Annotated in this window: 23 protein-coding genes and 1 riboswitch; of the genes, 11 read left to right on the top strand and 12 right to left on the bottom strand. The window is 69.7% G+C overall.

What is annotated here, in order from left to right; translation table 11 throughout:
* Nucleotides 1-5: 5 nt before the first annotated feature.
* The 10 genes from ribD to sdhC all read right to left on the bottom strand — a co-directional run bounded on the left by ribD (nucleotide 6) and on the right by sdhC (nucleotide 10,057).
* Entirely contained in the window at nucleotides 6-1,076 is a 1,071-nt protein-coding gene (gene ribD / locus HUS56_RS04845; RefSeq protein ID WP_173922259.1) for a bifunctional diaminohydroxyphosphoribosylaminopyrimidine deaminase/5-amino-6-(5-phosphoribosylamino)uracil reductase RibD, read from the bottom strand.
* A gap of 70 nt (nucleotides 1,077-1,146) precedes the next feature.
* Nucleotides 1,147-1,292: riboswitch (FMN riboswitch) on the bottom strand.
* Nucleotides 1,293-1,370: 78 nt separating this feature from the next.
* Nucleotides 1,371-2,612, bottom strand: coding sequence for a hypothetical protein (locus HUS56_RS04840; protein WP_173922258.1), 1,242 nt, complete (start codon nucleotides 2,610-2,612; stop codon nucleotides 1,371-1,373).
* A 208-nt stretch (nucleotides 2,613-2,820) separates the two neighbouring features.
* Nucleotides 2,821-3,399: a GNAT family N-acetyltransferase gene (locus HUS56_RS04835; RefSeq protein ID WP_173922257.1), complete on the bottom strand. Its 579-nt coding sequence runs from the start codon at nucleotides 3,397-3,399 to the stop codon at nucleotides 2,821-2,823.
* Between the two features lies 1 nt (nucleotide 3,400).
* On the bottom strand, nucleotides 3,401-4,411 hold the full coding sequence (gene trpS / locus HUS56_RS04830) for a tryptophan--tRNA ligase (RefSeq protein WP_173922256.1): 1,011 nt from the start codon (nucleotides 4,409-4,411) through the stop codon (nucleotides 3,401-3,403).
* Between the two features lie 26 nt (nucleotides 4,412-4,437).
* Nucleotides 4,438-5,277, bottom strand: a complete 840-nt coding sequence (locus HUS56_RS04825) for an exodeoxyribonuclease III (RefSeq protein ID WP_173922255.1) — start codon at nucleotides 5,275-5,277, stop codon at nucleotides 4,438-4,440.
* 10 nt (nucleotides 5,278-5,287) lie between these two features.
* On the bottom strand, nucleotides 5,288-6,538 hold the full coding sequence (locus HUS56_RS04820) for a YihY/virulence factor BrkB family protein (RefSeq protein ID WP_254431297.1): 1,251 nt from the start codon (nucleotides 6,536-6,538) through the stop codon (nucleotides 5,288-5,290).
* Nucleotides 6,539-6,604: 66 nt separating this feature from the next.
* Nucleotides 6,605-7,360 (bottom strand): succinate dehydrogenase iron-sulfur subunit, encoded by a 756-nt coding sequence (locus HUS56_RS04815; RefSeq protein WP_173922254.1) that lies wholly within the window; start codon nucleotides 7,358-7,360, stop codon nucleotides 6,605-6,607.
* 1 nt (nucleotide 7,361) lies between these two features.
* Nucleotides 7,362-9,170 carry a succinate dehydrogenase flavoprotein subunit gene (sdhA, locus tag HUS56_RS04810; RefSeq protein ID WP_173922253.1) on the bottom strand — a complete coding sequence of 603 codons (1,809 nt, stop codon included), beginning with the start codon at nucleotides 9,168-9,170 and terminating at the stop codon, nucleotides 7,362-7,364.
* A 7-nt stretch (nucleotides 9,171-9,177) separates the two neighbouring features.
* Nucleotides 9,178-9,624 (bottom strand): succinate dehydrogenase hydrophobic membrane anchor subunit, encoded by a 447-nt coding sequence (locus HUS56_RS04805; RefSeq protein ID WP_173922252.1) that lies wholly within the window; start codon nucleotides 9,622-9,624, stop codon nucleotides 9,178-9,180.
* Nucleotides 9,625-9,634: 10 nt separating this feature from the next.
* Complete coding sequence (gene sdhC / locus HUS56_RS04800) at nucleotides 9,635-10,057, bottom strand: succinate dehydrogenase, cytochrome b556 subunit (RefSeq protein WP_173922251.1); 423 nt, start codon at nucleotides 10,055-10,057, stop codon at nucleotides 9,635-9,637.
* Between the two features lie 178 nt (nucleotides 10,058-10,235).
* Between sdhC and HUS56_RS04795 the strand changes: the two genes are divergently transcribed.
* The 10 genes from HUS56_RS04795 to HUS56_RS04750 all read left to right on the top strand — a co-directional run bounded on the left by HUS56_RS04795 (nucleotide 10,236) and on the right by HUS56_RS04750 (nucleotide 21,581).
* Nucleotides 10,236-11,360 carry a mannose-1-phosphate guanylyltransferase gene (locus HUS56_RS04795; RefSeq protein ID WP_173922250.1) on the top strand — a complete coding sequence of 375 codons (1,125 nt, stop codon included), beginning with the start codon at nucleotides 10,236-10,238 and terminating at the stop codon, nucleotides 11,358-11,360.
* A gap of 26 nt (nucleotides 11,361-11,386) precedes the next feature.
* Entirely contained in the window at nucleotides 11,387-12,448 is a 1,062-nt protein-coding gene (locus HUS56_RS04790) for a BMP family protein (RefSeq protein WP_173922249.1), read from the top strand.
* Nucleotides 12,449-12,678: 230 nt separating this feature from the next.
* On the top strand, nucleotides 12,679-13,776 hold the full coding sequence (locus HUS56_RS04785; RefSeq protein WP_254431296.1) for a BMP family protein: 1,098 nt from the start codon (nucleotides 12,679-12,681) through the stop codon (nucleotides 13,774-13,776).
* 163 nt (nucleotides 13,777-13,939) lie between these two features.
* A complete protein-coding gene (locus HUS56_RS04780) occupies nucleotides 13,940-15,457 on the top strand; it encodes an ABC transporter ATP-binding protein (RefSeq protein WP_173922248.1) in 1,518 nt (505 codons plus the stop codon).
* Complete coding sequence (locus tag HUS56_RS04775; protein WP_173922247.1) at nucleotides 15,454-16,833, top strand: ABC transporter permease; 1,380 nt, start codon at nucleotides 15,454-15,456, stop codon at nucleotides 16,831-16,833. Before HUS56_RS04780 ends, HUS56_RS04775 begins: the two co-directional genes overlap by 4 nt.
* Nucleotides 16,830-18,119: an ABC transporter permease gene (locus HUS56_RS04770; protein ID WP_217423930.1), complete on the top strand. Its 1,290-nt coding sequence runs from the start codon at nucleotides 16,830-16,832 to the stop codon at nucleotides 18,117-18,119. The genes HUS56_RS04775 and HUS56_RS04770 overlap by 4 nt, the downstream gene beginning before the upstream one ends.
* A gap of 59 nt (nucleotides 18,120-18,178) precedes the next feature.
* Complete coding sequence (locus HUS56_RS04765) at nucleotides 18,179-18,598, top strand: cytidine deaminase (RefSeq protein WP_173922246.1); 420 nt, start codon at nucleotides 18,179-18,181, stop codon at nucleotides 18,596-18,598.
* Nucleotides 18,595-19,896, top strand: a complete 1,302-nt coding sequence (locus HUS56_RS04760; protein WP_173922245.1) for a thymidine phosphorylase — start codon at nucleotides 18,595-18,597, stop codon at nucleotides 19,894-19,896. Before HUS56_RS04765 ends, HUS56_RS04760 begins: the two co-directional genes overlap by 4 nt.
* A 34-nt stretch (nucleotides 19,897-19,930) precedes the next feature.
* Nucleotides 19,931-21,052, top strand: coding sequence for an adenosine deaminase (locus HUS56_RS04755; protein ID WP_173922244.1), 1,122 nt, complete (start codon nucleotides 19,931-19,933; stop codon nucleotides 21,050-21,052).
* A 52-nt stretch (nucleotides 21,053-21,104) separates the two neighbouring features.
* Nucleotides 21,105-21,581, top strand: a complete 477-nt coding sequence (locus tag HUS56_RS04750; RefSeq protein ID WP_217423929.1) for a PTS sugar transporter subunit IIA — start codon at nucleotides 21,105-21,107, stop codon at nucleotides 21,579-21,581.
* Nucleotides 21,582-21,600: 19 nt separating this feature from the next.
* Here HUS56_RS04750 and HUS56_RS04745 read toward each other — a convergent pair whose 3' ends face one another.
* Complete coding sequence (locus HUS56_RS04745) at nucleotides 21,601-23,310, bottom strand: phospho-sugar mutase (RefSeq protein ID WP_173922243.1); 1,710 nt, start codon at nucleotides 23,308-23,310, stop codon at nucleotides 21,601-21,603.
* An 11-nt stretch (nucleotides 23,311-23,321) separates the two neighbouring features.
* Nucleotides 23,322-24,149, bottom strand: a complete 828-nt coding sequence (locus HUS56_RS04740; protein ID WP_173922242.1) for a purine-nucleoside phosphorylase — start codon at nucleotides 24,147-24,149, stop codon at nucleotides 23,322-23,324.
* A gap of 83 nt (nucleotides 24,150-24,232) precedes the next feature.
* Here HUS56_RS04740 and HUS56_RS04735 point away from each other — a divergent pair, with 83 nt between their 5' ends.
* Nucleotides 24,233-25,663: an NAD(P)H-quinone dehydrogenase gene (locus tag HUS56_RS04735; RefSeq protein WP_173922241.1), complete on the top strand. Its 1,431-nt coding sequence runs from the start codon at nucleotides 24,233-24,235 to the stop codon at nucleotides 25,661-25,663.

Raw genomic sequence — 25,663 nt, 5'->3', positions numbered from 1 at the left:
CCCTCTCAGGGTCGGTGGTCGAGAAGCGCGGGCCGCTCGGCGGGTCGGTGATCGGTCGGGTGTGCGACGACGAGGAGGTCGTCGCCGAGCCGCTCGATGGCGGCGAAGTCGAAGCGACGGGCATCGGCGACGTTGTCGATGCCGAGGTCGCCGATGGCGAGTCGTGGCCCACCGAGCAGTACGGGCGCGACGTACACGAGCAGCTCGTCGACGAGGCCGGCCGCGATGAAGGCGCTGGCCAGCGTGGGCCCGCCCTCGATGAAGAGCGAGCGGATGCCTCGGCGCTGCAGCAGCGCCAGGTCGCGCGCGAGATCTGCGCCCTCGAGCAGGATGGGGGCGTGCGGATGACGGGTCACCGCGGCATCCACTGGAACCGGCCGGCGACCGAACACCACCGGAACCGGCTGCGAGTCGAAGAACTCCCCACCCGGGTCGCGGGCGGTGAGCGCGGGGTCGTCGGCGAAGATCGTGCCCGTGCCGACCGCGATCGCGTCGGCGGCGGCCCGGCGGCGGTGCACGTCGGCGCGCGCGAGGGGGCCGGTGATCCATCGGCTCGAACCGTCGGATGCCGCGGCACGTCCGTCGAGGCTCGCGGCCCACTTCACCGTCACCCGGGGTCGCCGCTGTCGAGCGGCGAACAGCCAGTCGCCGAGGAACGCCTCGACTTCGTCGCCCAGCACGTCGTGCGTGACCTCGATGCCCGCGGCACGCAGCCGTTCAGCGCCGCCCGCCGAGTCGGCGCCGGGATCCGCGACGGCATAGACGACGCGGGCGACGCCCGCCTCGATGAGGGCCACTGCGCACGGCCCGGTGCGACCGGTGTGATTGCAGGGCTCGAGCGTCACGACGACGGTCGCCCCCTCGGCATCGCCGGGTGCCAGGCGCGAGAGGGCATCGACCTCGGCGTGCGCGGTGCCCGCTCCGCGGTGCCAGCCCTCGGCCAGCACGTCACCGTGGGGGGAGAGGATGACGCAGCCTACGCGCGGGTTCACGCCCTTCGACGGGCCCCGTGTAGCGAGCTCGAGCGCACGGCGCATCGCATCGGCATCCGCCATCGTGTGCACATCGCTCGTCATCCGGTCGTCCTGTCTCAGGGCTCCGGGGGTGCTCGGCGATGCCGGTCGTCGACCATGCACGACACGGTCGACACGTGCCGCCTCCCATCCGGACTTTCACCGTCGGTACCGGAATTCCACCGGTTCGACCGTTCGCGCAGGGCCCGTGGGCCTCGCGCTCGCGGTTCGCGGACTTTCACCGCCGGTTCGGAATTACACCGACCCCGGAGCACGTTTCTCTGTCGATTCTAGCCAACGCGCGGATGGTCGGGATATTCCCGACGCCGCCACGATCCTTCGGGACCTCCGTGGTGTTCATCGGCACTGCGCCGCGACAGCGATCTGGGCGTCGGACGGCCGCCCGTAGGCCTCGATTCCCGCGCCGGGCAGGTCGTGGCCCATGCCGATGGCCCACGCCGTCGCCCACATCTCGTGGTCGCCGGCGAACTCGGGTCCGGTGAAGAGCGGCTCGCACAGTGGCCGCACCACCTGGGTGTGGCCGACCTCGTGCACGACGACCGCGCGGGCGTTGGGGTCGTCGGCCCAGTGGTCGGACACGCTGTGCGTGAGATTGATCTCAGCCCATCCGCCGTCCGTCGGCCAGAACTGGGCCGTCCCCGAGTACCAGCCGTCGCTCGACAGGCCGTTCACGTGATGGGCCCACACGAAATCGAGTGCGACACCCCCGGCGATCGAGCGGGCGAAGGCCTCGATCTCGGCTCGCATCGGGTACTCGGGTTCCAGCTTGCGCGCCTCCTCCGCGGCGTGCGAGGCGCGCAGCGCATCGACGGCCTGGACGAGCGCCGTGAACGCCGTGGCGGAATGGGCGGGCGGGCCCGCGTCATCCCTCGTGTCGTCGATGATCCGCTGCACCGGGATCCGCGTGCGATTCGTCGCCGATGGGTTCGCCTGCAGCTCGGCCGCCGCGACCTCACGCGCACCGGCGAACAGGGCCTCGACCGCAGCCTGGTTCTGCGCCCTCGCTTCGAACAGCGGGTCGGCGGCGTCCTCGAACATCGCGGCCTCGTCCTCACGAGCCGACGCCAGGTCGAGCATGGTCGCCGCATCGGCGTACCGCTCCCACGCGGCCGACTCGAGCGCCGCCGGCGCGGTGAACGTGTCGATGTCGCCCGGCTCGGCGGGTGCCGCGTCGGCGAGGGCCGCCCCGAGCGCGTCACTCGCCGCGAGGAACGCCTCGACATCCTCGGGCTTCGCGTACCCGGGGACGATGACCTGCTCGAGCGCCTCGGCCTGTTCGGCCGCGACATCCGACGTGCGCAGCGACCGCTGGTAGTCAGCCGAGTTGGCGATCACCGCGGCATTCGCCTGCTCGAGCTCCCGGTACGCGCCCTCGTAGAGCTCCGTGGACAGCGCATGGTGCGCCAGGTACCCGGCCGCGACCGCCGACACCGCGACGAGCCCGATGCCGAGCGATCGGATGGCCCCGCCACGCGGCCGCTTCGGAGGCGTCCTCCCACCGGCGACCGCGAGGTCGGGACCTTCGTCGAGAGCCGGCTCGGCCGCCGCGGGGCCGGAAGTGGGGGTGGTCTCGGTCACGTCTGTCCGTTCGGTGGTACGCCGTCTGGGGGACGGCCAGTTCAAGGTAACCGCCTCCGAGGCTCGCGCGCATCCCGAAGGGGCACGGCACACCGGCGTGCGGTCGGGGCAGAGGCCGGTCAGCAGGCTACCCTGTCACCACGGGTCGGGCGCATGGGGGTGCGCCCGGCCCTTCCGTCGCCGTGGAGTCGCAGGTCGCGGTGTGGCCTCAGGCGTCGGCGCCGAGGATGTCGATCCAGCTGTCGTACGCCCTCGGATCGACGGTCGCCTCACGCACGCCGTACCAGGCCGGGAGGGTGCCCCCGTCGCGAGTCGGCACGGTCGGCCGGTCGGGCTGGATGCGCCGGAAGCCGGCGGCGCGGGCGCCCTTGGCCGAGGCGATGTTGCCCTCGACGGCCCGCCAGAGCACGCTCTCGGCGCCCCGGATGCCGCCCCCGGGCGCCCCCTCGACGACCGCCGTTGCCGCCTCGCTCATCATGCCCGTTCCGCGGTGCTCCTCGCCCATCCAGAACCCCAGTTCGTGCTGTGTCTCTCGCACGCTGATGACGCCGAGGAGGGGGCCGCCTTCGGCATCCCTCACCGCCCAGGTGAGCTCGGCACCCGTCGCCCACGCCTCGGGAACATGCGTGCCGAGGAACTCCTCGGCGTCGGCGCGGGTGTACGGCCATGGGGTGGTGAGGTACTGCTCGAACGCCGGGTCCTGGCAGTACTGCGTGACGAGGTCGGCGTCGTCGAGCGTCGGCAGGTCGAGCACGAGCCGCGCGGTGCGGAGTTCGACCGGGCGCACGTCAGCCCCGGCGAACGAAACCGACGCGGTCGTAGACCGTGCGCAGCATCCGTTCGGCCCGCTCACCGGCGCGGTCGGCCCCGATCGCCAGCAGCCGATCGAGCTCGGCGGGGTCCTCCATGAGCTCGAGCGTGCGCCGGCGGATGGGCGCGATGCGCTCGACCACCGCATCGGCGACGTCCTTCTTGAAGTCGCCGTACCCACGGCCCTCGTACTCGACCTCGAGATCGGCGATCGGCCGGCCGGTGATTGCGGCGAGGATGTCGAGGAGGTTCGAGATGCCGGGCTTCGAGACCGGCTCGTACCGCACCTCGCGGCCGGTGTCGGTGACCGCGCTGCGGAACTTCTTCGCCGTGACCGAGGGATCGTCGAGGAGCTTCACGAGCCCGGCCTCGGAGCCCGCCGACTTCGACATCTTCGCGTTCGGGTCCTGCAGGTCGTAGATGCGCGCCGACTCCTTGGGGATGAGCGCCTCGGGCACGACGAAGGTGTCGCCGTAGCGCGAGTTGAAGCGACCGGCGATGTCGCGCGTGAGCTCGAGGTGCTGGCGCTGGTCGTCGCCCACGGGAACCAGCTGCGTGCCGTAGAGCAGGATGTCGGCGGCCATCAGCACGGGATAGGTGAACAGCCCGACCGTGGTGGCGTCGGCGCCCTGCTTCGTGGACTTGTCTTTGAACTGCGTCATGCGGCTCGCCTCGCCGAAGCCCGTCAGCGTGCCGAGCACCCAGGCGAGCTCGGCGTGAGCGGGCACGTGCGACTGCACGAAGAGCGTGGACCGGTCGAGGTCGACGCCGGCCGCAAGGTATTGCGCCGCGGTGCGGCGGACGTTCTCGTGCAACGCCCTGGGGTCTTGCTGCACCGTGATCGCGTGCAGGTCGACGACGCAGTAGATCGGGTCGTAGTCGTCTTGCAGCGCGACCCAGTTGACGAGGGCGCCGAGGTAGTTGCCGAGGTGGAGCGAGTCGCTCGACGGCTGCATGCCCGAGAAGACGACGGGACGGGAAGCGTTCATGTGGAGGTGATCCTTGTCGAGGTGGGTCAGACGGCGTAGTCGACGACGACGGGAGCGTGGTCGGACCATCGGGCGTCGTACGTGGCGGCGCGGTCGATCGAGTAGGAGACCGCGGCGTCGGCGAGCGATGCGGTCGCCAGCTGGTAGTCGATGCGCCATCCGGTGTCGTTGTCGAACGCCTTGCCGCGCCACGACCACCAGGAGTACGGCCCCTCGACCTCGCCTGCGAACCGACGCCCGACGTCGACCCAGCCGAGCCCGGCGCCGTTGTTGTACCCCTCGTCACCCTCGGCGCCGACGAACCGGTCGAAGTACGCGCGCTCTTCGGGCAGGAAGCCGGCGCGCTTGACGTTGCCCTTCCAATTGCGGATGTCGAGCGTGCGGTGGCCGACGTTGAGGTCGCCGACCACGAGCGCGAGCTCGGAGTGGGCGGCGAGTTCGGGCAGTCGTGCCTCCATCGCGTCGAGGAAGCGGTACTTCTCGACCTGCCTCGGCGTGTCGGCCTCGCCGGAGTGCACGTACGCGCTGACGACCGTGACGACCCGATCGCCCACCTCGTAGTCGGCCTCGAGCCAGCGCCCCGCGCTGTCGAAGTCGGGCGCGCCGAGTTCGACGCGGTGGATGCTCGCGCGGTTGCGGCTCGCGATGGCGACCCCGGCGCGACCCTTCGCGGTCGCCGGGTCGTGCAGCAGGTCCCACTCCTCGCCGAGGAGCGCCTGCAGGTCTTCGGTGGAGGCACGTACCTCCTGCATCGCGAGGATGTCGACGTCGCGGCCGGCCAGCCAGTCGCCCATGCCGCGACGGAACGCCGCCCGTACTCCGTTCACGTTGACGCTGGCGACACGGAGGGGTCTGGCGGAGGGCATGCCTTCGATCCTATGGGAGCCCGCCGACGTCGGATGCCGCCGCGGGAGCCATCGCGGCCGCCTCCGCGCGCTCGAGCTCCGCTTCGGCCCGGGCGAGCTTCCGGCGCGCGGGAACCCGCTCCCACCACTTCGCATCGGCCAGCTCGGAACGCGCCTGACGCACGCGGACCTCCGCCGCGGTGACCAGCGCCCTCCGCTCTCGTTCGCGCTGCTCGGCCAGCAGCTGCTCGGGCGTCACCGCACGGAGGGACTCGTTGTGGTCGGATGCCTCCACCGCCACCCAGCTCGCGGCCACGAGGATCACGATGCTCACGAGGCGGAACCACAGCAGCAGTCCGATGAACACGGTGAACGTCGCGAGCAGCGGGTTGGTGCTCACCCTCGACACCAGGAATCCGCTCACGAGTTGCAGCACGGTGAGGGCCGCCGACCCGAGCAGCGACCCGATCCACATGCGGCGCCACGGCATGGCAGCCCCCGACAGGAACCGGAACAGCACCGCGAGCGCGAGCGTATCGATCCCGAACACGACGGCGAAGCCGCCCGCCTGCAGGAGGAACGTCGACCATCCCGACGACGGGTCGATCCCCGTGAGGTCGGTCAACCATCCCAGGAACGAGGTCGTCACCGCCGACAGCACTGCCGCGATCAGCAGCGCGGTTCCGAACACGAGGGCGGCGAGGAAGTCGCGCGCCTTCAGCAGCGCGTAGGCACGGGTGTCCTTCGGGAGCCCGAAGATGCTGCGCACGGCCAGCCGGGAATACGTGACCCACCCGATGGCCGTCCAGATGAGGCCCACCAGGGCGACCGCTCCCGTCAGCCCGAACAGGCTCGTGCTGGAGGTGGCGATCTCGGTGAGGTCGTCGGTCGTGATGATGCCGTTGTCGCCGATGAGCCCCGGCGCATACGTGTTGAGCAGCGTCACGAACGCGTTCAGCGTTTCGGGATCGCCCGTCAGCCAGATGCCGGCGACCGCGAACACCACGTAGACCGCGGCGAAGATCGCGAAGAGCGCCTGGTAGCTCATGCCCGACGAGAGGAGGAACCCGTTGCGGGCCAGGAAGTGGCGCCAGACCCGGACGGGGAACAGCGCCATGGTCTTGCGAGTGATCGTCGAGACCCTCGAGATGGGCTCCTCGAGTCGCTCCCGGATCGGCTGGCTGAACGCATCGAATCGCTCGCGAGCGCCCGCCTCGCCGGCGGCGGATCGATCGCCGGCCGCATCGGGCGCGGCATCCGAACGCGGGGTTCGCTCGCTCACGCTCTCAGCGTAGCGAGGGCACCGGCGGCATCCGTGTCACCCCGATGCCGCGGCATCGCGTCGCGGTCAGGGCTGGCCGCGCAGGATCGCCTGCTTCACCTCGGCGATGGCCTTCGTGACCTCGATGCCGCGCGGGCACGCGTCGGTGCAGTTGAACGTCGTGCGGCAACGCCAGACGCCGTCCTTGTCGTTCAGGATGTCGAGGCGAACGGATGCCGCATCGTCGCGGTCGTCGAAGATGAACCGGTGCGCGTTGACGATCGCGGCGGGGCCGAAGTACTGCCCGTCGGTCCAGAACACCGGGCAGCTCGAGGTGCATGCCGCGCAGAGGATGCACTTCGTCGTGTCGTCGAAGATCTCGCGCTTGGCGATCGACTGCACGCGCTCCTTGCCGGGCTCGGGCTGCGAGTTCGCGATCAGGAACGGCTGCACCTCGCGGTAGCTCGCGAAGAACGGCTCCATGTCGACGACCAGGTCCTTCTCGAGGGGCAGGCCCTTGATGGCCTCGACGTAGATCGGCTTCGAGATGTCGAGATCCTTGATGAGCGTCTTGCAGGCGAGCCGGTTGCGGCCGTTGATGCGCATGGCGTCGGATCCGCAGATGCCGTGCGCGCACGAGCGGCGGAACGTGAGCGAGCCGTCCTGTTCCCACTTGATCTTGTGCAGGGCGTCGAGCACGCGGTCGGTGGGGTACATCTCGACATCGAAGTCCTGCCAGCGCGGCTCGGTGTCGAAGTCGGGGTCGAACCGGCGGATGAGGAACGTGACGGTGAACGAGCGGACGGCGGTGTCGGGCTGTGCCTCGAGGATTGCGGTGGACACGTCAGTACTTCCTCTCCATCGGCTGGTAGCGGGTGATGGTCACGGGTTTCCAGTCGAGCCGGATGTGATCTGCGGCGTTCGACGAGTGCGGGTCACCCGAGAGGTAGGCCATCGTGTGCTTCATGTACTCCGCGTCGTCGCGGTTCGGGAAGTCGTCGCGCATGTGCCCACCGCGGCTCTCCCTGCGGTTGCGGGCCGAGAACACGACGACCTCGGCGAGGTCGAGCAGGAAGCCCAGCTCGACGGCTTCGAGCAGGTCGGTGTTGAACCGCTTGCCCTTGTCTTGCACGGCCACGTTGCGGTAGCGATCGCGGAGGCCCTCGATGACCTCGGTCACATGGGCGAGGGACTCGTCGGTGCGGAACACCTGCGCGTTCCGGTCCATCTCGTCCTGGAGCTCCTTGCGGATGGTCGCGATGCGCTCGGTGCCGCTCGAGTTGCGCAGGCGGTCGAGTTCCTCGCGCACGTTCTTGGCGGGATCGGGAGGAAGCGGAACCCAGTCGGCCGTCTTCACGTACTCGACGGCGTTGTCGCCGGCGCGCTTGCCGAAGACGTTGATGTCGAGAAGCGAGTTCGTGCCCAGCCGGTTGGAGCCGTGCACCGAGACGCAGGCGCATTCGCCGGCGGCGTAGAGGCCGGGGACGACCGTGTCGTTGTCGCGCAGCACCTCGGCGGCGACGTTCGTGGGGATGCCGCCCATCGCGTAGTGGGCGGTGGGCATGACCGGCACCGGCTCGTACACGGGATCGACACCCAGGTAGGTGCGGGCGAACTCGGTGATGTCGGGCAGCTTGGTCTCGAGCACCTCTGCGCCGAGGTGCGTGCAGTCGAGGAGCACATAGTCTTTGTCAGGGCCGGCGCCGCGGCCCTCTGCGACCTCCTGCACCATGCAGCGGGCGACGATGTCGCGGGGTGCGAGGTCCTTGATCGTCGGTGCGTAGCGCTCCATGAAGCGTTCACCGCTGGCGTTGCGCAGGATGGCTCCCTCGCCGCGGGCGCCCTCGGTCAGGAGGATGCCGAGGCCGGCGAGCCCGGTCGGGTGGAACTGGAAGAACTCCATGTCCTCGAGCGGGAGGCCCTTGCGCCAGATGATGCCGACGCCGTCGCCCGTGAGCGTGTGCGCGTTGGACGTGGTCTTGAAGATCTTGCCGAAGCCGCCGGTCGCGAAGATGATCGCCTTCGCCTGGAACACGTGGAGTTCACCGGTCGCGAGCTCGTACGCGACGATGCCCGACGGCTGCTCGACCCCGTCGACCTCCGTCATCACCAGGTCGAGCGCGTAGAACTCGTTGTAGAACTCGATGCCGAGCTTCACGCAGTTCTGGAACAGCGTCTGCAGGATCATGTGGCCGGTTCGGTCGGCCGCGTAGCAGGCACGGCGCACCGGCGCCTTGCCGTGGTCTCGCGTGTGACCGCCGAAGCGGCGCTGGTCGATCTTGCCCTCGGGCGTGCGGTTGAACGGCAGGCCCATGTTCTCGAGGTCGATCACCGCGTCGATCGCCTCCTTGGCGAGGATCTCGGCGGCATCCTGGTCGACGAGGTAGTCGCCGCCCTTCACGGTGTCGAAGGTGTGCCACTCCCAGCTGTCCTCCTCGACGTTCGCGAGCGCGGCGGCCATGCCGCCCTGCGCCGCTCCCGTGTGGGAGCGCGTCGGGTAGAGCTTGGTGATGACGGCGGTCTTCGCGCCGGGCCCGGCCTGGATGGCGGCCCGCATGCCGGCGCCGCCGGCGCCGACGATGACGATGTCGTACTGGTGGTAGTGGACGCCGTCGACGACCTTCGTCTCGACGTGGGCGTTCTCGGACTTCACAGATCTCCTAGGCGGCTTCGCAGAACGAGGGGAGCAGGTCGGCGGGCGAGCCGGCCGGGCACGGGTCGAAGGTGAACACCACGAGCGTGCCGAGCACGATGAGCACGGCTGCTGCGGCGAACAGGGCGCCCTTCAGCACCTTCTGCATCACGCCGGGGCTCGTGTAGTCGTTCACCAGGGTGCGCATGCCGTTGGCACCGTGGATGAGGGCGAGCCACAGCATCAGCACGTCCCACCACTGCCAGAACGGATCGGCCCACTTGCCGCCGACGAAGCCGAAGTCGATGGCCTTCACGCCCTCGCCGACCATGAGATTGGTGAACAGGTGCCCGAAGATCAGCACGATCAGCACGACGCCCGAGGCGCGCATGTAGATCCAGCCCCACTTCTCCCAGTTGACGCCGCGCTTGGGCGCCGGCCGGGCGGGGGTGCGCGGGGATTCGATGACGGTCATCTCGGCGCTCCTAGTGGCTGAAGACGTTGATCAGGTGGCGGGGCACGAACGCGAGCATCGTGACCACCCAGAGGGCGATGACGACGTAGAAGAGCACGCGCTGGTGCCTCGTGGCCCAGGACCAGAAGTCGACGAGGATGACGCGGAGGCCGTTGAAGGCGTGGAACACGATCGCTCCGACGAGGGCGACCTCGCCGAGGCCCATGATGGGGGTCTGGTACGTGCCGATCACCGCGTTGTACGCCTCGGGGCTCACGCGCACGAGGGCCGTGTCGAGCACGTGCACCAGGAGGAAGAAGAAGATGGCGACGCCCGTGATGCGATGCAGCACCCACGACCACATGCCCTCGCGACCGCGATAGAGCGTGCCGCCCGGCCGCTGCTGCGCCGGCTTCGTGGATGCGGTCAGGGTCCTTGTCGATGCCTCTGACATGGACAACCCTCCCTGGTTGTGTGGATCGCCCGTGACATGCGGGCATGAGGGCGCGCGGCCCGAGGAGAGTCTATCGCCGGGTTCCGGGTGGCCGAGACGCCCGGCGAGCGAACTGTCTCGACGTCGAGACAGACGGGCGATCCGATGCGGCGGAGGCTCGACGGCTATCCTCGGACGCATGCCCGTTCCAACCGCGCCGCTCGACGGCTTCTACAGTGTCATCCCGGCGGGCGGTGTCGGGTCACGGCTGTGGCCCCTGTCGCGCGCGGACGCTCCCAAGTTCCTGCACGACCTGACCGGATCGGGCCAGACCCTCCTCAAGGACACGTGGGATCGGCTCGTCCCGCTCTCCGGCGAGCAGCGCATCATGGTCGTCACGGGTCGTGCCCACCGCGCCGCGGTGGAAGCGCAGCTGCCCGAGCTCGCCGACGCGAACATCGTGCTCGAGAGCGAGCCGCGAGACTCGTCCGCCGCGATCGGGCTCGCCGCCGCCATCCTCGAGCGCCGCGAGCCGGGCGTGGTGATCGGATCGTTCGCGGCCGACCACGTCATCTCCGGCGACGCCCTGTTCCAGTCGGCGGTCGCCGACGCCGTGGCAGCGGCTCGTGCCGGGTACATCCCGACCATCGGGATCACCCCCACCGAACCGGCCGTCGGCTTCGGCTACATCGAGTGCGGCGGGCCGCTGAGCGTCCCGGGCGCCGACCGCGTCGAGGCGGTCTCGAACTTCGTGGAGAAGCCCGACCTCGAGACGGCCCGACGCTACGTCGATGGCGGCGACCATCTCTGGAACGCCGGCATGTTCATCGCCCGGGCGTCGACCCTGCTCGAGGAGCTCGCCCGCACGCGACCCGAGCTGCACGCCGGCCTGCTCGAGCTGGCCGCGGTCTGGGACGATCCCGCCACGCGCGGCCCGGCCGTCGACCGCATCTGGCCCACCCTCGAGAAGATCGCGATCGACTACTCGGTCGCCGAGCCTGCCGCAGCCGCGGGTCGCCTCGCGGTCATCCGCGGTCACTTCCAGTGGGACGACGTCGGCGACTTCGCGTCGCTCGCGAAGCTCAACACGGCGGGTCGCTCGGGCGAGCTCGCCATCCTCGGCGAGAACGCCAGGGGGCTCGCCGACGCCTCCAGCGGCATCGTGGTGAGTCGGTCGAATCGCGTGATCAGCCTCATCGGCGTGCACGATATCGTCGTGGTAGACACGCCTGACGCGCTCCTCGTCACCACGAGCGAGCACGCCCAGCGGGTCAAGGCGGTCGTCGACGCCCTCCGGCTCGGCGGATCGAACGACGTGCTCTGACGGCACGCGAGAGAACGGGGCGAGGGATGTCGGTGGGTCGGTGGTTCGGCTACGGAGCGGTGCTCGTCGCGGCATCCGTCACCCTCGTGGGCTGCGGCCCTGCACCCGAGGGCGGCTCGACCGAGGCGGCGAGCGAGTCCTGCGTGCGGATGGTGACGAATTCGGGCGGCCTCGAGGATCGCTCATTCAACCAGGCGAGCTGGGAGGGGCTGCAGCGAGCCGAGGACGAACTCGGGGTCGAGGCGGAGGCCATCGTCTCCACCGGCGAGACCGATCTCGCTCCCAACGTGCAGCAGGCCGTCGAGTCGGGGTGCGAGCTCATCGTCACCGTCGGCTTCGAGCTCGCCGACGCGACCCTGTCGCAGGCGGAGGCCAACCCCGATCTCGCGTTCGCCATCGTCGACGAGGTGGTCGAGGCCGAGAACGTGAAGCCCGTCATCTTCGACACTGCGCAGGCCTCGTTCCTGGCCGGCTACCTCGCGGCGGGCGTGTCGAAGACCGGCATCGTCGCCACGTTCGGCGGCGGCAACCAGCCGCCCGTGACCCTGTTCATGGACGGCTTCGTCGACGGCGTCGCGAAGTACAACGAGGTGCATGGCACCGCGGTGCAGGTGCTCGGCTGGGACAAGGCGGCGCAGGATGGCGCGTTCACCGGCGACTTCGAGGACATCAACAAGGGCAAGGCCCTGTCGGAGAGCCTGATCGACCAGGGCGCAGACGTCATCCTGCCGGTCGCCGGTCAGGTGGGCGAGGGCGCAACGGCTGCGGCCCTCGAGCGCGGCGGCGTCTCGGTGATCTGGGTCGACAGCGACGGCTACGAGTCGCTGGCCGCGGAGTTCCGCCCCGTGCTGCTCACGAGCGTGCTGAAGAACACACAGGACGCGATGGTCGAGATCGTCGGCGCCGTGCAGGACGGCTCGTTCTCGAACGAGCCGTACGTCGGAACGCTCGAGAACGGCGGCGTCGAGATCGCGCCCTACCACGACCTCGCCCCGCTCGTGTCGCCCGCGCTCGACGGCGAGATCGAAGGCCTTCGGCAGGCGATCATCTCGGGCGAGATCGTCGTCGAGTCGCCGTCGGCACCCTGACTCGCCCACGCCGAATACCCCGTCTCGAGACGCGTCGCCCTCCGGCGGCGCTCCTCCACGGCCGACCGACCCCCGTTCGGGGGCGCTCGGCCGTGCTCATATGAGCAGAACATCGCGTCTTGATAACCATTGGATGTCGCAGGCGCCCGGCACCTGAGCAGTGAACGCAACTTTGGGTAACGTGATGCCCGGGTCCCACGAGGGTTGGGGCGAGTTCTTTGGAGGACACAGTGAAGGTCACGACCAGGAAGGCCGCCCTCGGCGGCCTCGCGATGTTGGGGGCGGCCGTGCTGCTCGCCGGTTGCGGTACCGCCCCAGAGGAGTCCGACAACGGCACCGACGGGGGAGAGGCCAGCGACTTCATCCCCTGCATGGTCTCCGACTCGGGCGGCTTCGACGACAAGTCGTTCAACCAGTCGGGCTTCGAGGGCGCGACCGCCGCAGCCGACGAGCTGGGTGTCGAGCTCATCGCGGTGCAGTCCGACGCTGAGACCGACTACGCGCCCAACCTCACCAACCTCGTCGACCAGGGCTGCAACGTCATCGTCACCGTCGGCTTCGCCCTCTCGGCGGCCACGGTCGAGTCGGCGCTCGCGAACCCCGACGTCGAATACGTCATCATCGACGACGCGGCCGACAACGACTTCGACGGCGAGGTCGACGCGCCGAACATCAAGCCGATCCTCTTCGACACCGCGCAGGCGGCCTTCCTCGCCGGATACGCCGCAGCGGCGTACTCGACGACCGGCGTCGTCGGCACCTTCGGCGGCATGAACTTCCCGACCGTGTCCATCTTCATGGACGGCTTCAAGCAGGGCGTCGACTACCACAACCAGGAGAAGGGCACCAACGTGCAGGTCCTCGGGTGGGACGGCACCGACGGCCTCTTCACGGGTGGCTTCGAGGCCAACGACACCGCCCGCCAGGTGGCGCAGAGCCTGATCGACCAGAACGTCGACGTGCTGCTGCCCGTCGGCGGCCCGATCTACCAGTCGGCCGCCGCCGCGATCCGCGAGGCCGGTCGTGAGATCGCGATGGTCGGCGTCGACGCCGACTTCACCGAGACCGACCCGTCGGTCGCCGACCTCATGCTCACGTCGATCCTCAAGGGCATCGCGGTCGGCACCGAGGAGGCCGTGCTGTCTGCTGGTGAGGGCAACTTCGACACCACGCCGTTCATCGGCACGCTGGAGAACGATGGAGTCGGCATCGCGCCGTTCCACGAGTTCGAGTCGAAGGTCCCGGCCGAGCTGCAGGGCGAGCTCGACGCGCTGAAGGAAGCGATCATCGCCGGCGACGTCGAGGTCACGTCCTACCTCTCCGAGTAAGGCGACGAAGGTCCGGGGAGGTCGGCGTCGGACGCCGACCTCCCCGATTCCTTGCCCGGGGCGCATCGGCGCGTTCTCCGCAACATCGAGCAGGGGCATCCGCGGCGCTCATCTTTCGTGCAGCATCAACGACCGATGCAGCCATCTCACTAGGATCAGGGACATGAAGCTCGAACTTCGCGGCATCACGAAGCGATTCGGCAGCTTGGTCGCCAACGACCACATCGACCTCACCGTGGAGGCCGGCGAGATCCACGCCCTCCTCGGCGAGAACGGCGCAGGCAAGTCAACGCTCATGAACGTGCTCTACGGCCTGTACCAGGCCGATGAAGGGGAGGTGCTCCTCGACGGAGAGGTGCAGCACTTCGAGGGGCCTGGCGATGCCATGGCCGCCGGCATCGGCATGGTGCACCAGCACTTCATGCTCATCCCCGTGTTCACGGTCGCCGAGAACGTGATGCTCGGCAACGAGTCCACGAAGGCGGTCGGCGTGCTCGATCTCGCCACGGCCCGTGCCAAGGTGAACGAGATCTCGGCCCGATTCGGGTTCCACGTCGATCCCGACGCCATCGTCGAAGACCTGCCCGTCGGCATCCAGCAGCGCGTCGAGATCATCAAGGCCCTGTCGCGCGACGCGCGTGTGCTCGTGTTCGATGAGCCGACCGCGGTGCTCACGCCGCAGGAGACCGACGAGCTGATGGGCATGATGCGCCAGCTGAAGGAGTCGGGCACGTCGATCGTCTTCATCACGCACAAGCTTCGCGAGGTGCGCGAGGTGGCCGACCGCATCACCGTGATCCGGCTCGGCAAGGTCGTGGGCGAGGCGGCGCCGACGGCGTCGAACGCCGAGCTCGCCTCGATGATGGTGGGCAGGGCGGTCGAACTCACCGTGCAGAAGGAGGAAGCGGAGCTGGGCGACCACGCCCTCGTCGTGCAGAACCTCACGGTCGTCGACCAGATCGGCCAGCTGGTCGTGAACGACGTCAGCTTCACCGTGCGACGCGGCGAGATCCTCGCGGTCGCCGGCGTGCAGGGCAACGGGCAGACCGAGCTCACCGAGGCGCTCGTCGGACTCCAGCCACGCGTGCAGGGGTCCATCAAGCTCGACGGAGTCGAGCTGAACGGGTCGAGCGTCCGCCGGATCCTCGAGTCCGGCGTCGGCTTCGTTCCCGAGGATCGCACCGAAGACGGGCTCGTCGGGGAGTTCACCATCGCCGAGAACCTGATGCTCAACCGCAGCGAGGGCGAGCCGTTCGTGCGAGCCGGCAACCTCCAGGGCCGCGTGCTCGCCGAGTTCGCACGCGAGAAGGTCGACGAGTTCGACATCCGCACGCAGGGCATCGACGAATACGTGCAGCGGCTGTCGGGCGGCAACCAGCAGAAGGTGGTGCTCGCCCGCGAACTGAGCCGAGACCTGCGGCTGCTCGTCGCCGCACAGCCGACGCGTGGTGTCGACGTCGGATCCATCGAGTTCATCCACAAGCGCATCGTCGAGACGCGCGACGCCGGCGTGCCGGTCGTCGTCGTCTCGACCGAGCTCGACGAGGTCGTCGCCCTCGCCGATCGCATCATGGTGATGTACCGCGGCCGAATCGTCGGCATCGTGCCGGGCGACACCCCCCGCGACGTCCTCGGCCTCATGATGGCCGGGGAATCCCCCGCAGAAGGAGCCGCCGCATGAGCGACCCGACAGAGCCGAGGGGCGAGGCCCCCCGAGCGCACGACCTCGATCCCGATGTCGCCCTCGAGGAGCCGGGGGCAGCGTCGCCCGCAACGGGCACCGCCACCGTCGACGCTCGCGCCACGGCCACCGGCCCGGGCGGCCCGACCGAGCCCGACGCACCGCCACCCTCGAGGTGGCACACCATGCTGCGCCAGATCGCGACCGGCAACGCCCTGATCTCGGTGCTCTCGGTCATCCTCGCGCTCATCGTCGGCGCGATCATGATCGCGTTCACCGACGAACGCGTGCAGGAGACGAGCGCGTACTTCTTCGCTCGTCCGTCCGACATGCTCGGCGCGATCTGGGATTCGGTGTCCGGCGCGTACGCGGCACTGTTCCAGGGCTCGATCTACAACTTCCGGCGCGACACCTTCCTCGCGGGCATCCGGCCGCTCACCGAGACGCTCACGTTCGCCACCCCGCTCATCGCCGGTGGCCTCGGCGTCGCCCTCGCGTTCCGGGTCGGCATGTTCAACATCGGTGGCCGGGGCCAGATGCTCATCGCCGCCTCCGTCGCCGGATGGATCGGCTTCGGCTTCGACCTGCCGTGGGGCCTGCACATGCTCGTCGCCCTGATCGGCGGCATGGTGGGCGGTGCGATCTGGGCGGGCATCGCGGGCGTGCTGAAGGCCCGCACCGGTGCGCACGAGGTGATCGTGACGATCATGCTGAACTACGTCGCCTTCTACCTGGTGTCGTGGATGCTGCGGACGCCGGGCCTGCTCCAGGCGCCCGGGTCGTCGAACCCCAAAACGCCGGGCATGAAGGACACCGCCATCTTCCCCGCCCTCCTCGGGCCGCAGTTCAACCTGCATCTCGGATTCCTCCTCGCGCTCGCCGCCACCTTCCTCGTCTGGTGGATCCTCAATCGCTCGAGCCTCGGATTCAAGTTCCGCGCGGTCGGGATCAACCCCAACGCGGCCCGGGTGGCCGGCATCAATGTCAAGAGCATGTACGTCTACGCCATGCTCATCAGCGGCGCGCTCCTGGGTCTCGCCGGCGTGAACCAGGTGCTCGGTACCGTCACCACCGGTTTCACGGCCGGCATCGACGCGGGCATCGGCTTCGACGCCATCACGGTGGCGCTGCTCGGCCGTTCGACGCCGTGGGGAACCTTCGCCGCCGGCATCCTGTTCGGCGCGTTCAAGGCGGGTGGCTTCTCGATGCAGGCGGCCGAGGGCGTGCCGATCGAGATCGTGCTCGTGGTGCAGTCGCTGATCGTGCTCTTCATCGCGGCGCCGCCGCTCGTGCGCACCATCTTCCGACTGCCCGACCCGAATGCGAAGCCCAAGCGAGCTCGCAAGGCCGCGAAGAAGGAGGTGGCGGCGAAGTGACCAGGACCGCCGAACACCACGACGTGTCGCCGCAGGCCGTGACGCTCGACACCACCGTCGTCACGAGCTGGAAGGCGCCGATCGCCTTCGCCATCTTCACCGTCGTCGCCCTCGCGCTCGCCGTGTTCGCACCGCGCTCGGGCGACACGACCTACCGGTGGTCGCGCGAGACCGACGCCATCCAGGTGCCCGACCTCGTGGTTCCCGCCGAGCAGGCGCTCTGGGCCGTGGTCGCGCTCCTCGCCGTCGCGACGGTCTACTCCGTGCTCCTCGTGCGGTCGAAGCGGCGCGTGCCGCTCTGGCTCATCGTCGTCTTCGCGATCCTCTTCATGTTCGGGTTCCTCACCTGGGCGGGTGCGGGCTCGTCACTGCCGATGATCGGCCTCCTCTTCGGGTCGCTCAGCCTGGCCGTGCCGCTGATCTTCGGCTCCCTGGCGGGCGTCATCGGCGAGCGGGCCGGTGTCGTGAACATCGCGATCGAGGGCCAGCTGCTGGCCGGCGCCTTCACGGCGGCCGTCGTGGCCTCGGTGACGGGCCAGCCGTGGTTGGGGCTCGTCGCGGCCATGGTGGCCGGCATGCTCGTCGGCATGGTGCTCGCGGCGTTCGCGATCAAGTACTTCGTCGACCAGATCATCGTCGGTGTGGTGCTGAACGTGCTGGTCACCGGCCTCACGAGCTTCTTCTTCTCGCAGGTGCTCGCCCCGAATGCCGCCACGCTCAACACGCCGCCGCGCTTCGATCGCCTTCCGATTCCGCTCCTCAGCGACATCCCGATCATCGGTCCGGTGTTCTTCCGCCAGACCGTCATCGTCTACCTCATGTACATCGCCGTCGCGCTCGTGTTCTTCGGCCTGTTCTACACGCGGTGGGGCCTGCGCGTCCGCGCGGTCGGCGAGCACCCGCAGGCCGCCGACACGGTGGGCATCAACGTGAACCGCACCCGGTTCTGGAACGTCGCGCTCGCCGGAGCGATCGCCGGCCTCGGCGGCACGTTCTTCACGATCGGCTCCGGAATCGCGTTCAACAAGGAGATGACCGCGGGCGCCGGCTTCATCGCGCTCGCCGCGGTGATCTTCGGACAGTGGGATCCCATCAAGGCGACACTCGCCGCGCTGCTGTTCGGCTTCGCCTCCAACTTGCAGAACACGCTGTCGGTGATCGGTTCACCGGTTCCGAGCGAGTTCATGCTCATGCTGCCGTACGTCGTGACGATCTTCGCGGTGGCCGGGCTCGTCGGCCGGTCGCGCCCGCCCGCCGCCGACGGCAAGCCGTACATCAAGTCCTGAGGGATGCCCCGGCCGCGGGGCATCCGTCGACACCGACCGATCCTGAACGGGGGAGCACCATGACCGCAACGGATGCGATCGACTGGCCGTCGCTTCGCGAGCGAGCACGAGAGGCGATGGCGAAGGCGTACGTGCCCTACTCCGAGTTCCCGGTCGGTGCGGCGGCGATCGTCGACGACGGCCGTGTCGTCAGCGGCTGCAACATCGAGAACGCCTCGTACGGGGTGACGCTGTGCGCAGAATGCTCCCTCGTGTCGGCGCTCATCATGTCGGGGGGCGGCAGGCTCGTCGCCTTCGCGTGCGTCGACGGGCACGGCAACACGCTGATGCCGTGCGGTCGTTGCCGACAGCTGCTGTACGAGCACTCGGCCGAGGGGATGCTGCTCGAGACGGTCTCGGGCATCAAGACCATCGACGAGGTGCTTCCCGACGCGTTCGGCCCGCGGCAACTCGAGGAGTTCCGGGGAGGCCACGCGTGAGCGTCGTGGAGGCGTTCGACGCCGTCGACCTCATCCGCGCGAAGCGCGACGGACACGAACTCGAGACGGCCGAGATCGACTGGCTGATCGACGCCTACACCCGCGGGTACGTGGCCGACGAGCAGATGTCGGCGATGACCATGGCGATCTTCCTGAACGGGATGTCGCGTCGTGAGATCCGCGACCTGACGATGGCGATGATCGCGTCGGGCGAGCGGATGGACTTCTCGGGGCTCGGCAAGCCGACCACTGACAAGCACTCCACCGGCGGCGTGGGCGACAAGATCACCCTGCCGCTGATGCCGCTCGTGGCGACGTTCGGCGTCGCGGTTCCGCAGCTGTCGGGCCGGGGACTCGGGCACACGGGCGGCACGCTCGACAAGCTGGAGTCGATCCGGGGGTGGCGGGCCGAGCTCACGAACGACGAGATGTTCGCCCAACTCCGCGACGTCGGCGGAGTCATCTGCGCCGCCGGTGCGGGGCTCGCGCCCGCCGACAAGAAGCTCTACGCGCTGCGCGACATCACGGGCACGGTCGAGGCGATCCCCCTGATCGCCTCGTCGATCATGTCGAAGAAGATCGCCGAGGGAACGGGTGCGCTGGTGCTCGACGTGAAGTTCGGCTCGGGGGCCTTCCTCCAGGACATCGATCGGTCTCGTGAACTGGCACGCACCATGGTGGAGCTCGGCGAGGATGCCGGCGTGGCGACCTCGGCGCTCATCACGAACATGAACGTGCCCCTCGGGCTCACGATCGGCAACGCCAACGAGGTGCGCGAGTCGGTCGAGGTGCTGGCCGGAGGTGGCCCCGCCGACGTTCGTGAGCTCACCGTCGAGCTCGCCCGAGAGATGCTCTCGCTCGCGGGAGTCCTCGATGCCGACGTCGAGGCGGCGCTCGACGACGGTCGAGCCATGGACACCTGGCGGCGCGCCATCCGCGCCCAAGGGGGCGACCCCGATGCTCCGCTGCCGGTCGCGCGCGAACGGCACGTCGTCACCGCCGAGCGCGACGGCGTCCTCGTGGAGCAAGAGGCACTGCCGTTCGGCATCGCGGCGTGGCGACTCGGCGCCGGGCGTGCCCGCAAGGAGGACCCCGTGCACCACGCGGCGGGTATCGACCTGCACGCGAAGCCGGGCGACCGGGTGCGCGCCGGCGATCCGCTGTTCACCCTGCACGCCGACGAGCCGGCCCGCTTCGCTCGTGCCCTCGAGGCGGTCGAGGGCGCGTATCGCATCGGCGATCCGGGTGACGCGATCGAAGACGGCGGCCCCCTCATCGCCGACCGCATCGGCCGGTAGGACGATCGCGAGGGCCGCCGCTATCGTGGACCACGTGAACACGAATCCCACGGAGTACCGGCTCGAAGGCGTCGGCACCGACCTGCGGTCGCTGCCGAAGGTGTCCCTCCACGACCACCTCGACGGCGGGCTCCGGCCGCAGACGCTCCTCGAGCTCGCCGACGAGATCTCCCTCGAGCTTCCCGCGGGCGACGCCGAGGGTCTGGCCGAGTGGTTCGGTACGCAGTCGAACTCGGGCTCGCTCGTCGAGTACCTGAAGACCTTCGACCTCACGACGTCCGTCATGCAGACGCGCGCCGGTCTGCAGCGCATCGCGCGGGAGTTCGTGCAGGATCTCGCAGCCGACGGGGTCATCTACGGCGAGATCCGTTGGGCCCCCGAGCAGCATCTCACCCGTGGACTCAGCCTCGACGAGGCGGTGGAAGCGGTGCAGGCGGGCATCGAGGAGGGCATCGACGACGTCGCCCACCAGGGCCACGCGATCCGGGTCGGCCAGCTCGTCACGGCGATGCGCCATGCCGATCGCGGTCTCGAGATCGCCGAGCTCGCCGTGCGGCATCGCGACCGCGGCGTCGTGGGCTTCGACATCGCCGGGCCCGAGGCCGGCTTCCTCCCCAGCCGTCACCGCACCGCGTTCGATTACCTCGCGAGTCAGTTCTTCCCGGTGACGGCGCACGCCGGAGAGGCCGACGGCCTCGACTCCATCCGCAGCGCCATCTTCGACGGTCGTGCCCTGCGACTCGGGCACGGCGTGCGCATCGCCGAAGACCTCGTCATCGAGCGTCAGGACGACGACAACACGTACGTCTCGCTGGGTCCCGTCGCCCAATGGGTGCGCGACCGCGAGATCGCCCTCGAGACGAGTCCCTCGTCGAACCTCCAGACCGGTGCGATCGCGGCCTGGGGCGACGAACTCGTCGATCACCCGTTCGACCTCCTCTACCAGCTCGGTTTCCGCGTCACGGTGAACACCGACAACCGCCTGCAGAGCGGCACGAGCCTGACTCGCGAGCTGGCGCTCCTCAGCGACGCCTTCGGGTACGACCTCGACGACCTCGAGGGGTTCCAGCTCAACGCCGCCGCGTCCGCCTTCCTTCCCCTCGACGACCGGGAGGAGCTCGCCGAGCTCATCCAGGACGGCTTCGACGAAGCCTGATCGTGCCGCCAGTGATCCCGTCGCGCTCGACGCCGCCCCCGAACGGAACCCGATGATCGACCTGCCGCCCCTCGCCGACACCGCCGTGGTGCTCGGTGCGCACGTCGACGACTGGCGCGCCGCGGTCCGCGAGGTGGGCCGCGCCCTCATGCGCTCGGGCTCCACGCGCTCCGAGTATGCCGATCGCATGATCGCGGTCATCGAAGAGTTCGGCGCGTACGTCGTGGTCGCACCCGGCCTCGCGCTCGCCCACGCTCGGCCGGGCCCTGATGTGCGTCGGGAAGGCATCGCGGTGGTCACGCTCGCCCCCGCGGTGCAGTTCGGGCATCCGCACAACGATCCGGTGCGGGTGATCGTCGGGCTCGCCGCCTCGAACGCCGAAGAGCACGTGGCATCCGTCGCGAAGCTCGCGAACACGTTCAACGACGGCGGCATCGTCAGGCGCCTGGCCCGAGCGACCTCGGCCGACGAGGTGCGCGAGATCCTCGGACTCGCCGCCCCGACGGATCAGCAGGCGTCTCGCGCCTGACGAGCGGCGGGAGTCGACCTCACGCGGTCAGCTCGCGCATTCCCGCCTCCAGCGCGGCGACGGCAGCGGATGCCGCGGCGCGCCGCTCGGCGACGGTGCCGTCGTCGGCAACCGCATCGATGTAGACCTTGAGCTTCGGCTCGGTGCCGCTCGGGCGGACCATGACCCGGCCGCCGCCCTCGAGCACGATTCGCAGCACGTCGGACGGCGGGAGCGCCCCGAACCCGTCGGCGAGGTCTTCGATGCGCTCCACCCGGATCCCGCCGACCGATGCCGGTGGCTCGGCGCGAAGCCGTGCCATGACCTCGCCGATGCGCGACAGCGCCGTGACCCGGATCGAGATCTGGGTCGAGGCGAAGCATCCGAATCGTTCGACGAACTCGTCGAGGTGGTCGGCGAGCGTGCGGCCCTGCGCCTTCAGCTCGGCGGCGAGCGACAGGAACGCCACTGCCGCGGAGATGCCGTCCTTGTCGCGCAGGGTCTCGGGGTTCACGAGGTAGCCGAGCGCCGCCTCGTAGCCGAAGATGAGATTCGGTGCCCGCGAGATCCACTGGAGGCCGGTGAGCGTCGCCTCGAAGTCGAGGTCGTACGCGCGGGCGACCGCCTCGAGGCCCGGCGACGAGACGATGGAGCAGGCGAGCGTGCCGTCGGCCCCGCGCTCGCCCCTGGCGGCGCCCTGTGCACGGCGAGCGTTCCGCCAGCCGAGCAGGAGTCCCACCTCGTTGCCGCTCAGGCGACGGAAGCCCTCGGGCGTCGCCGGATCGGGAACGGCCACGGCGAGCCGGTCGGCATCGGGGTCGTTCGCGAGGATGAGCTCGGCCCCGGCCTCGCGCGCGCGCTGGAAGGCGAGGTCCATCGCGCCCGGCTCTTCGGGATTCGGGAAGGCGACGGTCGGGAACGTCGGGTCGGGCGAGATCTGCGCCTCGACGAGCGTCGGGGCGTCGAATCCTGCGGCGGCCAGCACCCGCGCGGCGGTCTCCCATCCGACGCCGTGCATGGCGGTGTAGACGACGCGGGGTTGCGCTGCCGGTCGGTCCGCGACGAGGGCGGTGCGCCGGATGTATTCGTCGACGACCGACTCATCAGCGGTCTCGAACTCCGCGCGGGGCAGGTCGGGAACCGCGGTGGTGGCGGCCACGCGCTCGATGTGGGCGGCGATCTCGGCGTCGGCCGGCGCCACGATCTGCGACCCATGATCGTCGCCGCCGAGGTAGACCTTGTACCCGTTGTCGTTCGGCGGGTTGTGCGAGGCGGTCACCATGACGCCGGCCGACACGTCGAGATGGCGAACGGCGAAGGCGAGCACCGGGGTCGGCAGCAGCCGCGGGAGGAGCACCGCCCGCACCCCCGCGCCCGCCATCACCTCGGCGGAGTCGCGGGCGAACACCGCCGAGTTCTTGCGCCCGTCGCACCCGATCACGACGGACGGGGTCGCACCGCCGCTCGCGCGCTCGAGCAGGTAGGCGGCGAGCCCGGCGGCCGCCTGGGCGACGAGCACCCGGTTCATGCGGTTGGGTCCTGCGGCGATCGCCCCGCGCAGGCCGGCCGTACCGAACGCGAGTCGCGTGTCGAACCGGTCGGCGAGCTCGGCGGTCGCTGCGCCGTCGCCGCCGCGGGCGGCCTCGACGAGCGCGGCGAGTTCGGCACGGGTCTCGGGGTCGGGATCCTGGGCGATCCACGCTTCTGCGAGGGCGACGCGCTCGGCGTCGGAGGGGTTCGTCTGCGACATCCGCCGGCCTCCTACAGCTCCGCCACGATCCTGGCCAGCAGCGCGGAGATCACCGGCTCCGCCGCACGCCCCGCCTCGATGACCTCCTCATGGCTGAGCGGAGTCTGCTGGATGCCCGCAGCGAGGTTGGTGATGAGGGACATGCCGAGCACCTCCATGCCCGCCTGCCGCGCGGCGATGGCCTCGAGCGCGGTCGACATCCCGACGATGTCGCCGCCGATGGCCTTCGCCATCTGCACCTCCGCCGGCGTCTCGTAGTGCGGACCGCGGAACTGCACGTAGACGCCCTCGTCGAGCGACGGCTCGATCGAGTGCGCGAGTGCGCGCAGCCGCGCCGAGTAGAGGTCGGTCAGGTCGACGAAGGTCGCGCCTTCGAGCGGCGAGTCCGCGGTGAGGTTGATGTGATCGCGGATGAGCACGGGCGTGCCCGCCGTCCACGATTCGCGGATGCCGCCGGCGCCGTTCGTGAGGATCATGGTCGTCGCGCCCGCGGCGGCGGCGGTGCGCACCGAGTGCACGACCCGTCGTACGCCGTGACCCTCGTAGTAATGAGTGCGGGCGCCGATGACGAGGGCGCGCTTGCCGTTCGGCAGGGCGATCGAGCGCAGCGTTCCGACGTGTCCCTCGAGCGCGGGCTTCGAGAAGCCCGGCACCTCGTGGGCGGCGATCGTGTGCGTCGTCTCGCCGATCACGTCGGCCGCGCGACCCCAGCCGCTGCCCAGCGTGAGCGCGATGTCGTGACGCTCGACGCCGGTGGTCTCGGCGATGACGGATGCCGCGGCGGCGGCGACCTGGAAGGGATCTGCGGTGGGATCGTCGAGCGGATTGGCTGCGTGCATCCCACCACTCTAATGATGGGGCGGATGCCTCGGCAGGCGCCCGCTCCCGTGCTCGCCCGAGACCGATACGACAGAATGTGAGCATGGCCTACGAGTTCGCCCGCACGCAACGGATCGCCGTCCTCGGTGGAGGACCCGGAGGGTACGAGGCGGCGCTCGCCGGCGCCCGGTTGGGCGCCGACGTCACGCTCGTCGAGCGTGCGGGGGTCGGCGGCTCGGCGGTGCTCACCGACGTCGTCCCGTCGAAGTCGCTCATCGCGACCGCCGAGGCGTCGAACGCGGTGAAGGAGGCGGCCGACCTCGGCGTGCAGTTCTACGCCAAGGGCGAGGGCGAGAAGCCGGTCAAGCCGCTCGTGGCGATCAACCTCGCCGCGGTCAACAAGCGGCTGCTCGGGCTCGCCGCGCAGCAGTCCGAGGACATGCGCTCGAACCTCCTCGACGCCGGGGTGCACCTCGTGCACGGCGAGGGCCGGCTCGACGGTCCGAACGCCATCATCGTCGCGACCGGGAAGGGCGGCACCGACTTCGACCGGATCGAGGCCGACACGCTCGTGATCTCGGTCGGTTCGTCGCCCCGCATCCTGCCGACCGCGGTCCCCGACGGCGAGCGCATCCTCACCTGGACCCAGCTCTACCACCTGGCGCACATCCCCGAGCACCTCATCGTCGTCGGGTCGGGGGTGACCGGCGCGGAGTTCGCGTCGGCGTACCGCGCCCTCGGGTCCAAGGTCACGCTCATCTCGAGCCGCGACCAGGTCCTTCCCGGCGAGGACGCGGACGCGGCATCCGTCATCGAGAAGGTCTTCAAGCGCAACGGGATGAAGGTGATGAACAAGTCTCGCGCCGAGTCGGTCGTGCGCGACGGCGACTCGGTGGTCGCGACGCTCACCGACGGGCGCGAGGTACGCGGCAGCCACTGCCTGATGGCGGTCGGCTCCGTGCCCAACACGTCGGACCTCGGACTCGAGGAGGCCGGCGTGCAGCTCGCCGAGAGCGGCCACATCCGCGTGAATCGCGTGGCCCGCACGTCGATGCCGAACATCTACGCCGCCGGTGACTGCACCACGTTCATCCCGCTCGCCTCGGTCGCGTTCATGCAGGGCCGCACGGCGGTCTTCCACGCCATGGGCGACATCGTGGACCCGCCCACGGAGCGCAACATCACCTCCAACATCTTCACGCAGCCCGAGATCGCCACGGTGGGATGGACGCAGCGCGAGATCGAGGAGGGTCTCGTCCCGGGGGTGGTCTACGAGCTGCCGCTCTCGTCGAACCCGCGAGCGAAGATGATGGGGATCCGCGAGGGATTCGTGAAGCTGTTCGCGTCGAACGGATCCGGCGCGATCATCGGCGGCGTCATCGTCGCCCCGAAGGCGTCGGAGCTGATGCTTCCGCTCGCGCTCGCGGTGGAGCACCGGCTCACCGTCGACGAGTTCGCCGAGGCGTTCCCGATCTACCCGTCGCTGACGAGTTCATTGACGGATGCCGCGAGGGCGATGCACATCGTCCGCTGA

Origin of the sequence: Agromyces sp. Marseille-P2726, from assembly GCF_902809835.1 — a bacterium.
Taxonomy (GTDB): domain Bacteria; phylum Actinomycetota; class Actinomycetes; order Actinomycetales; family Microbacteriaceae; genus Agromyces.
This window is presented reverse-complemented; position numbering and strand designations above follow the sequence as displayed.

Coding starts and splice junctions, on each gene's coding strand:
- ribD (WP_173922259.1), bottom strand. CDS start 1,076: ATGACGAGCGATGTGCACACGATGGCGGATGCCGATGCGATGCGCCGT.
- trpS (WP_173922256.1), bottom strand. CDS start 4,411: ATGAACGCTTCCCGTCCCGTCGTCTTCTCGGGCATGCAGCCGTCGAGC.
- HUS56_RS04825 (WP_173922255.1), bottom strand. CDS start 5,277: ATGCCCTCCGCCAGACCCCTCCGTGTCGCCAGCGTCAACGTGAACGGA.
- HUS56_RS04805 (WP_173922252.1), bottom strand. CDS start 9,624: ATGACCGTCATCGAATCCCCGCGCACCCCCGCCCGGCCGGCGCCCAAG.
- sdhC (WP_173922251.1), bottom strand. CDS start 10,057: ATGTCAGAGGCATCGACAAGGACCCTGACCGCATCCACGAAGCCGGCG.
- HUS56_RS04795 (WP_173922250.1), top strand. CDS start 10,236: ATGCCCGTTCCAACCGCGCCGCTCGACGGCTTCTACAGTGTCATCCCG.
- HUS56_RS04790 (WP_173922249.1), top strand. CDS start 11,387: ATGTCGGTGGGTCGGTGGTTCGGCTACGGAGCGGTGCTCGTCGCGGCA.
- HUS56_RS04780 (WP_173922248.1), top strand. CDS start 13,940: ATGAAGCTCGAACTTCGCGGCATCACGAAGCGATTCGGCAGCTTGGTC.
- HUS56_RS04775 (WP_173922247.1), top strand. CDS start 15,454: ATGAGCGACCCGACAGAGCCGAGGGGCGAGGCCCCCCGAGCGCACGAC.
- HUS56_RS04765 (WP_173922246.1), top strand. CDS start 18,179: ATGACCGCAACGGATGCGATCGACTGGCCGTCGCTTCGCGAGCGAGCA.
- HUS56_RS04750 (WP_217423929.1), top strand. CDS start 21,105: ATGATCGACCTGCCGCCCCTCGCCGACACCGCCGTGGTGCTCGGTGCG.
- HUS56_RS04745 (WP_173922243.1), bottom strand. CDS start 23,310: ATGTCGCAGACGAACCCCTCCGACGCCGAGCGCGTCGCCCTCGCAGAA.
- HUS56_RS04740 (WP_173922242.1), bottom strand. CDS start 24,149: ATGCACGCAGCCAATCCGCTCGACGATCCCACCGCAGATCCCTTCCAG.
- HUS56_RS04735 (WP_173922241.1), top strand. CDS start 24,233: ATGGCCTACGAGTTCGCCCGCACGCAACGGATCGCCGTCCTCGGTGGA.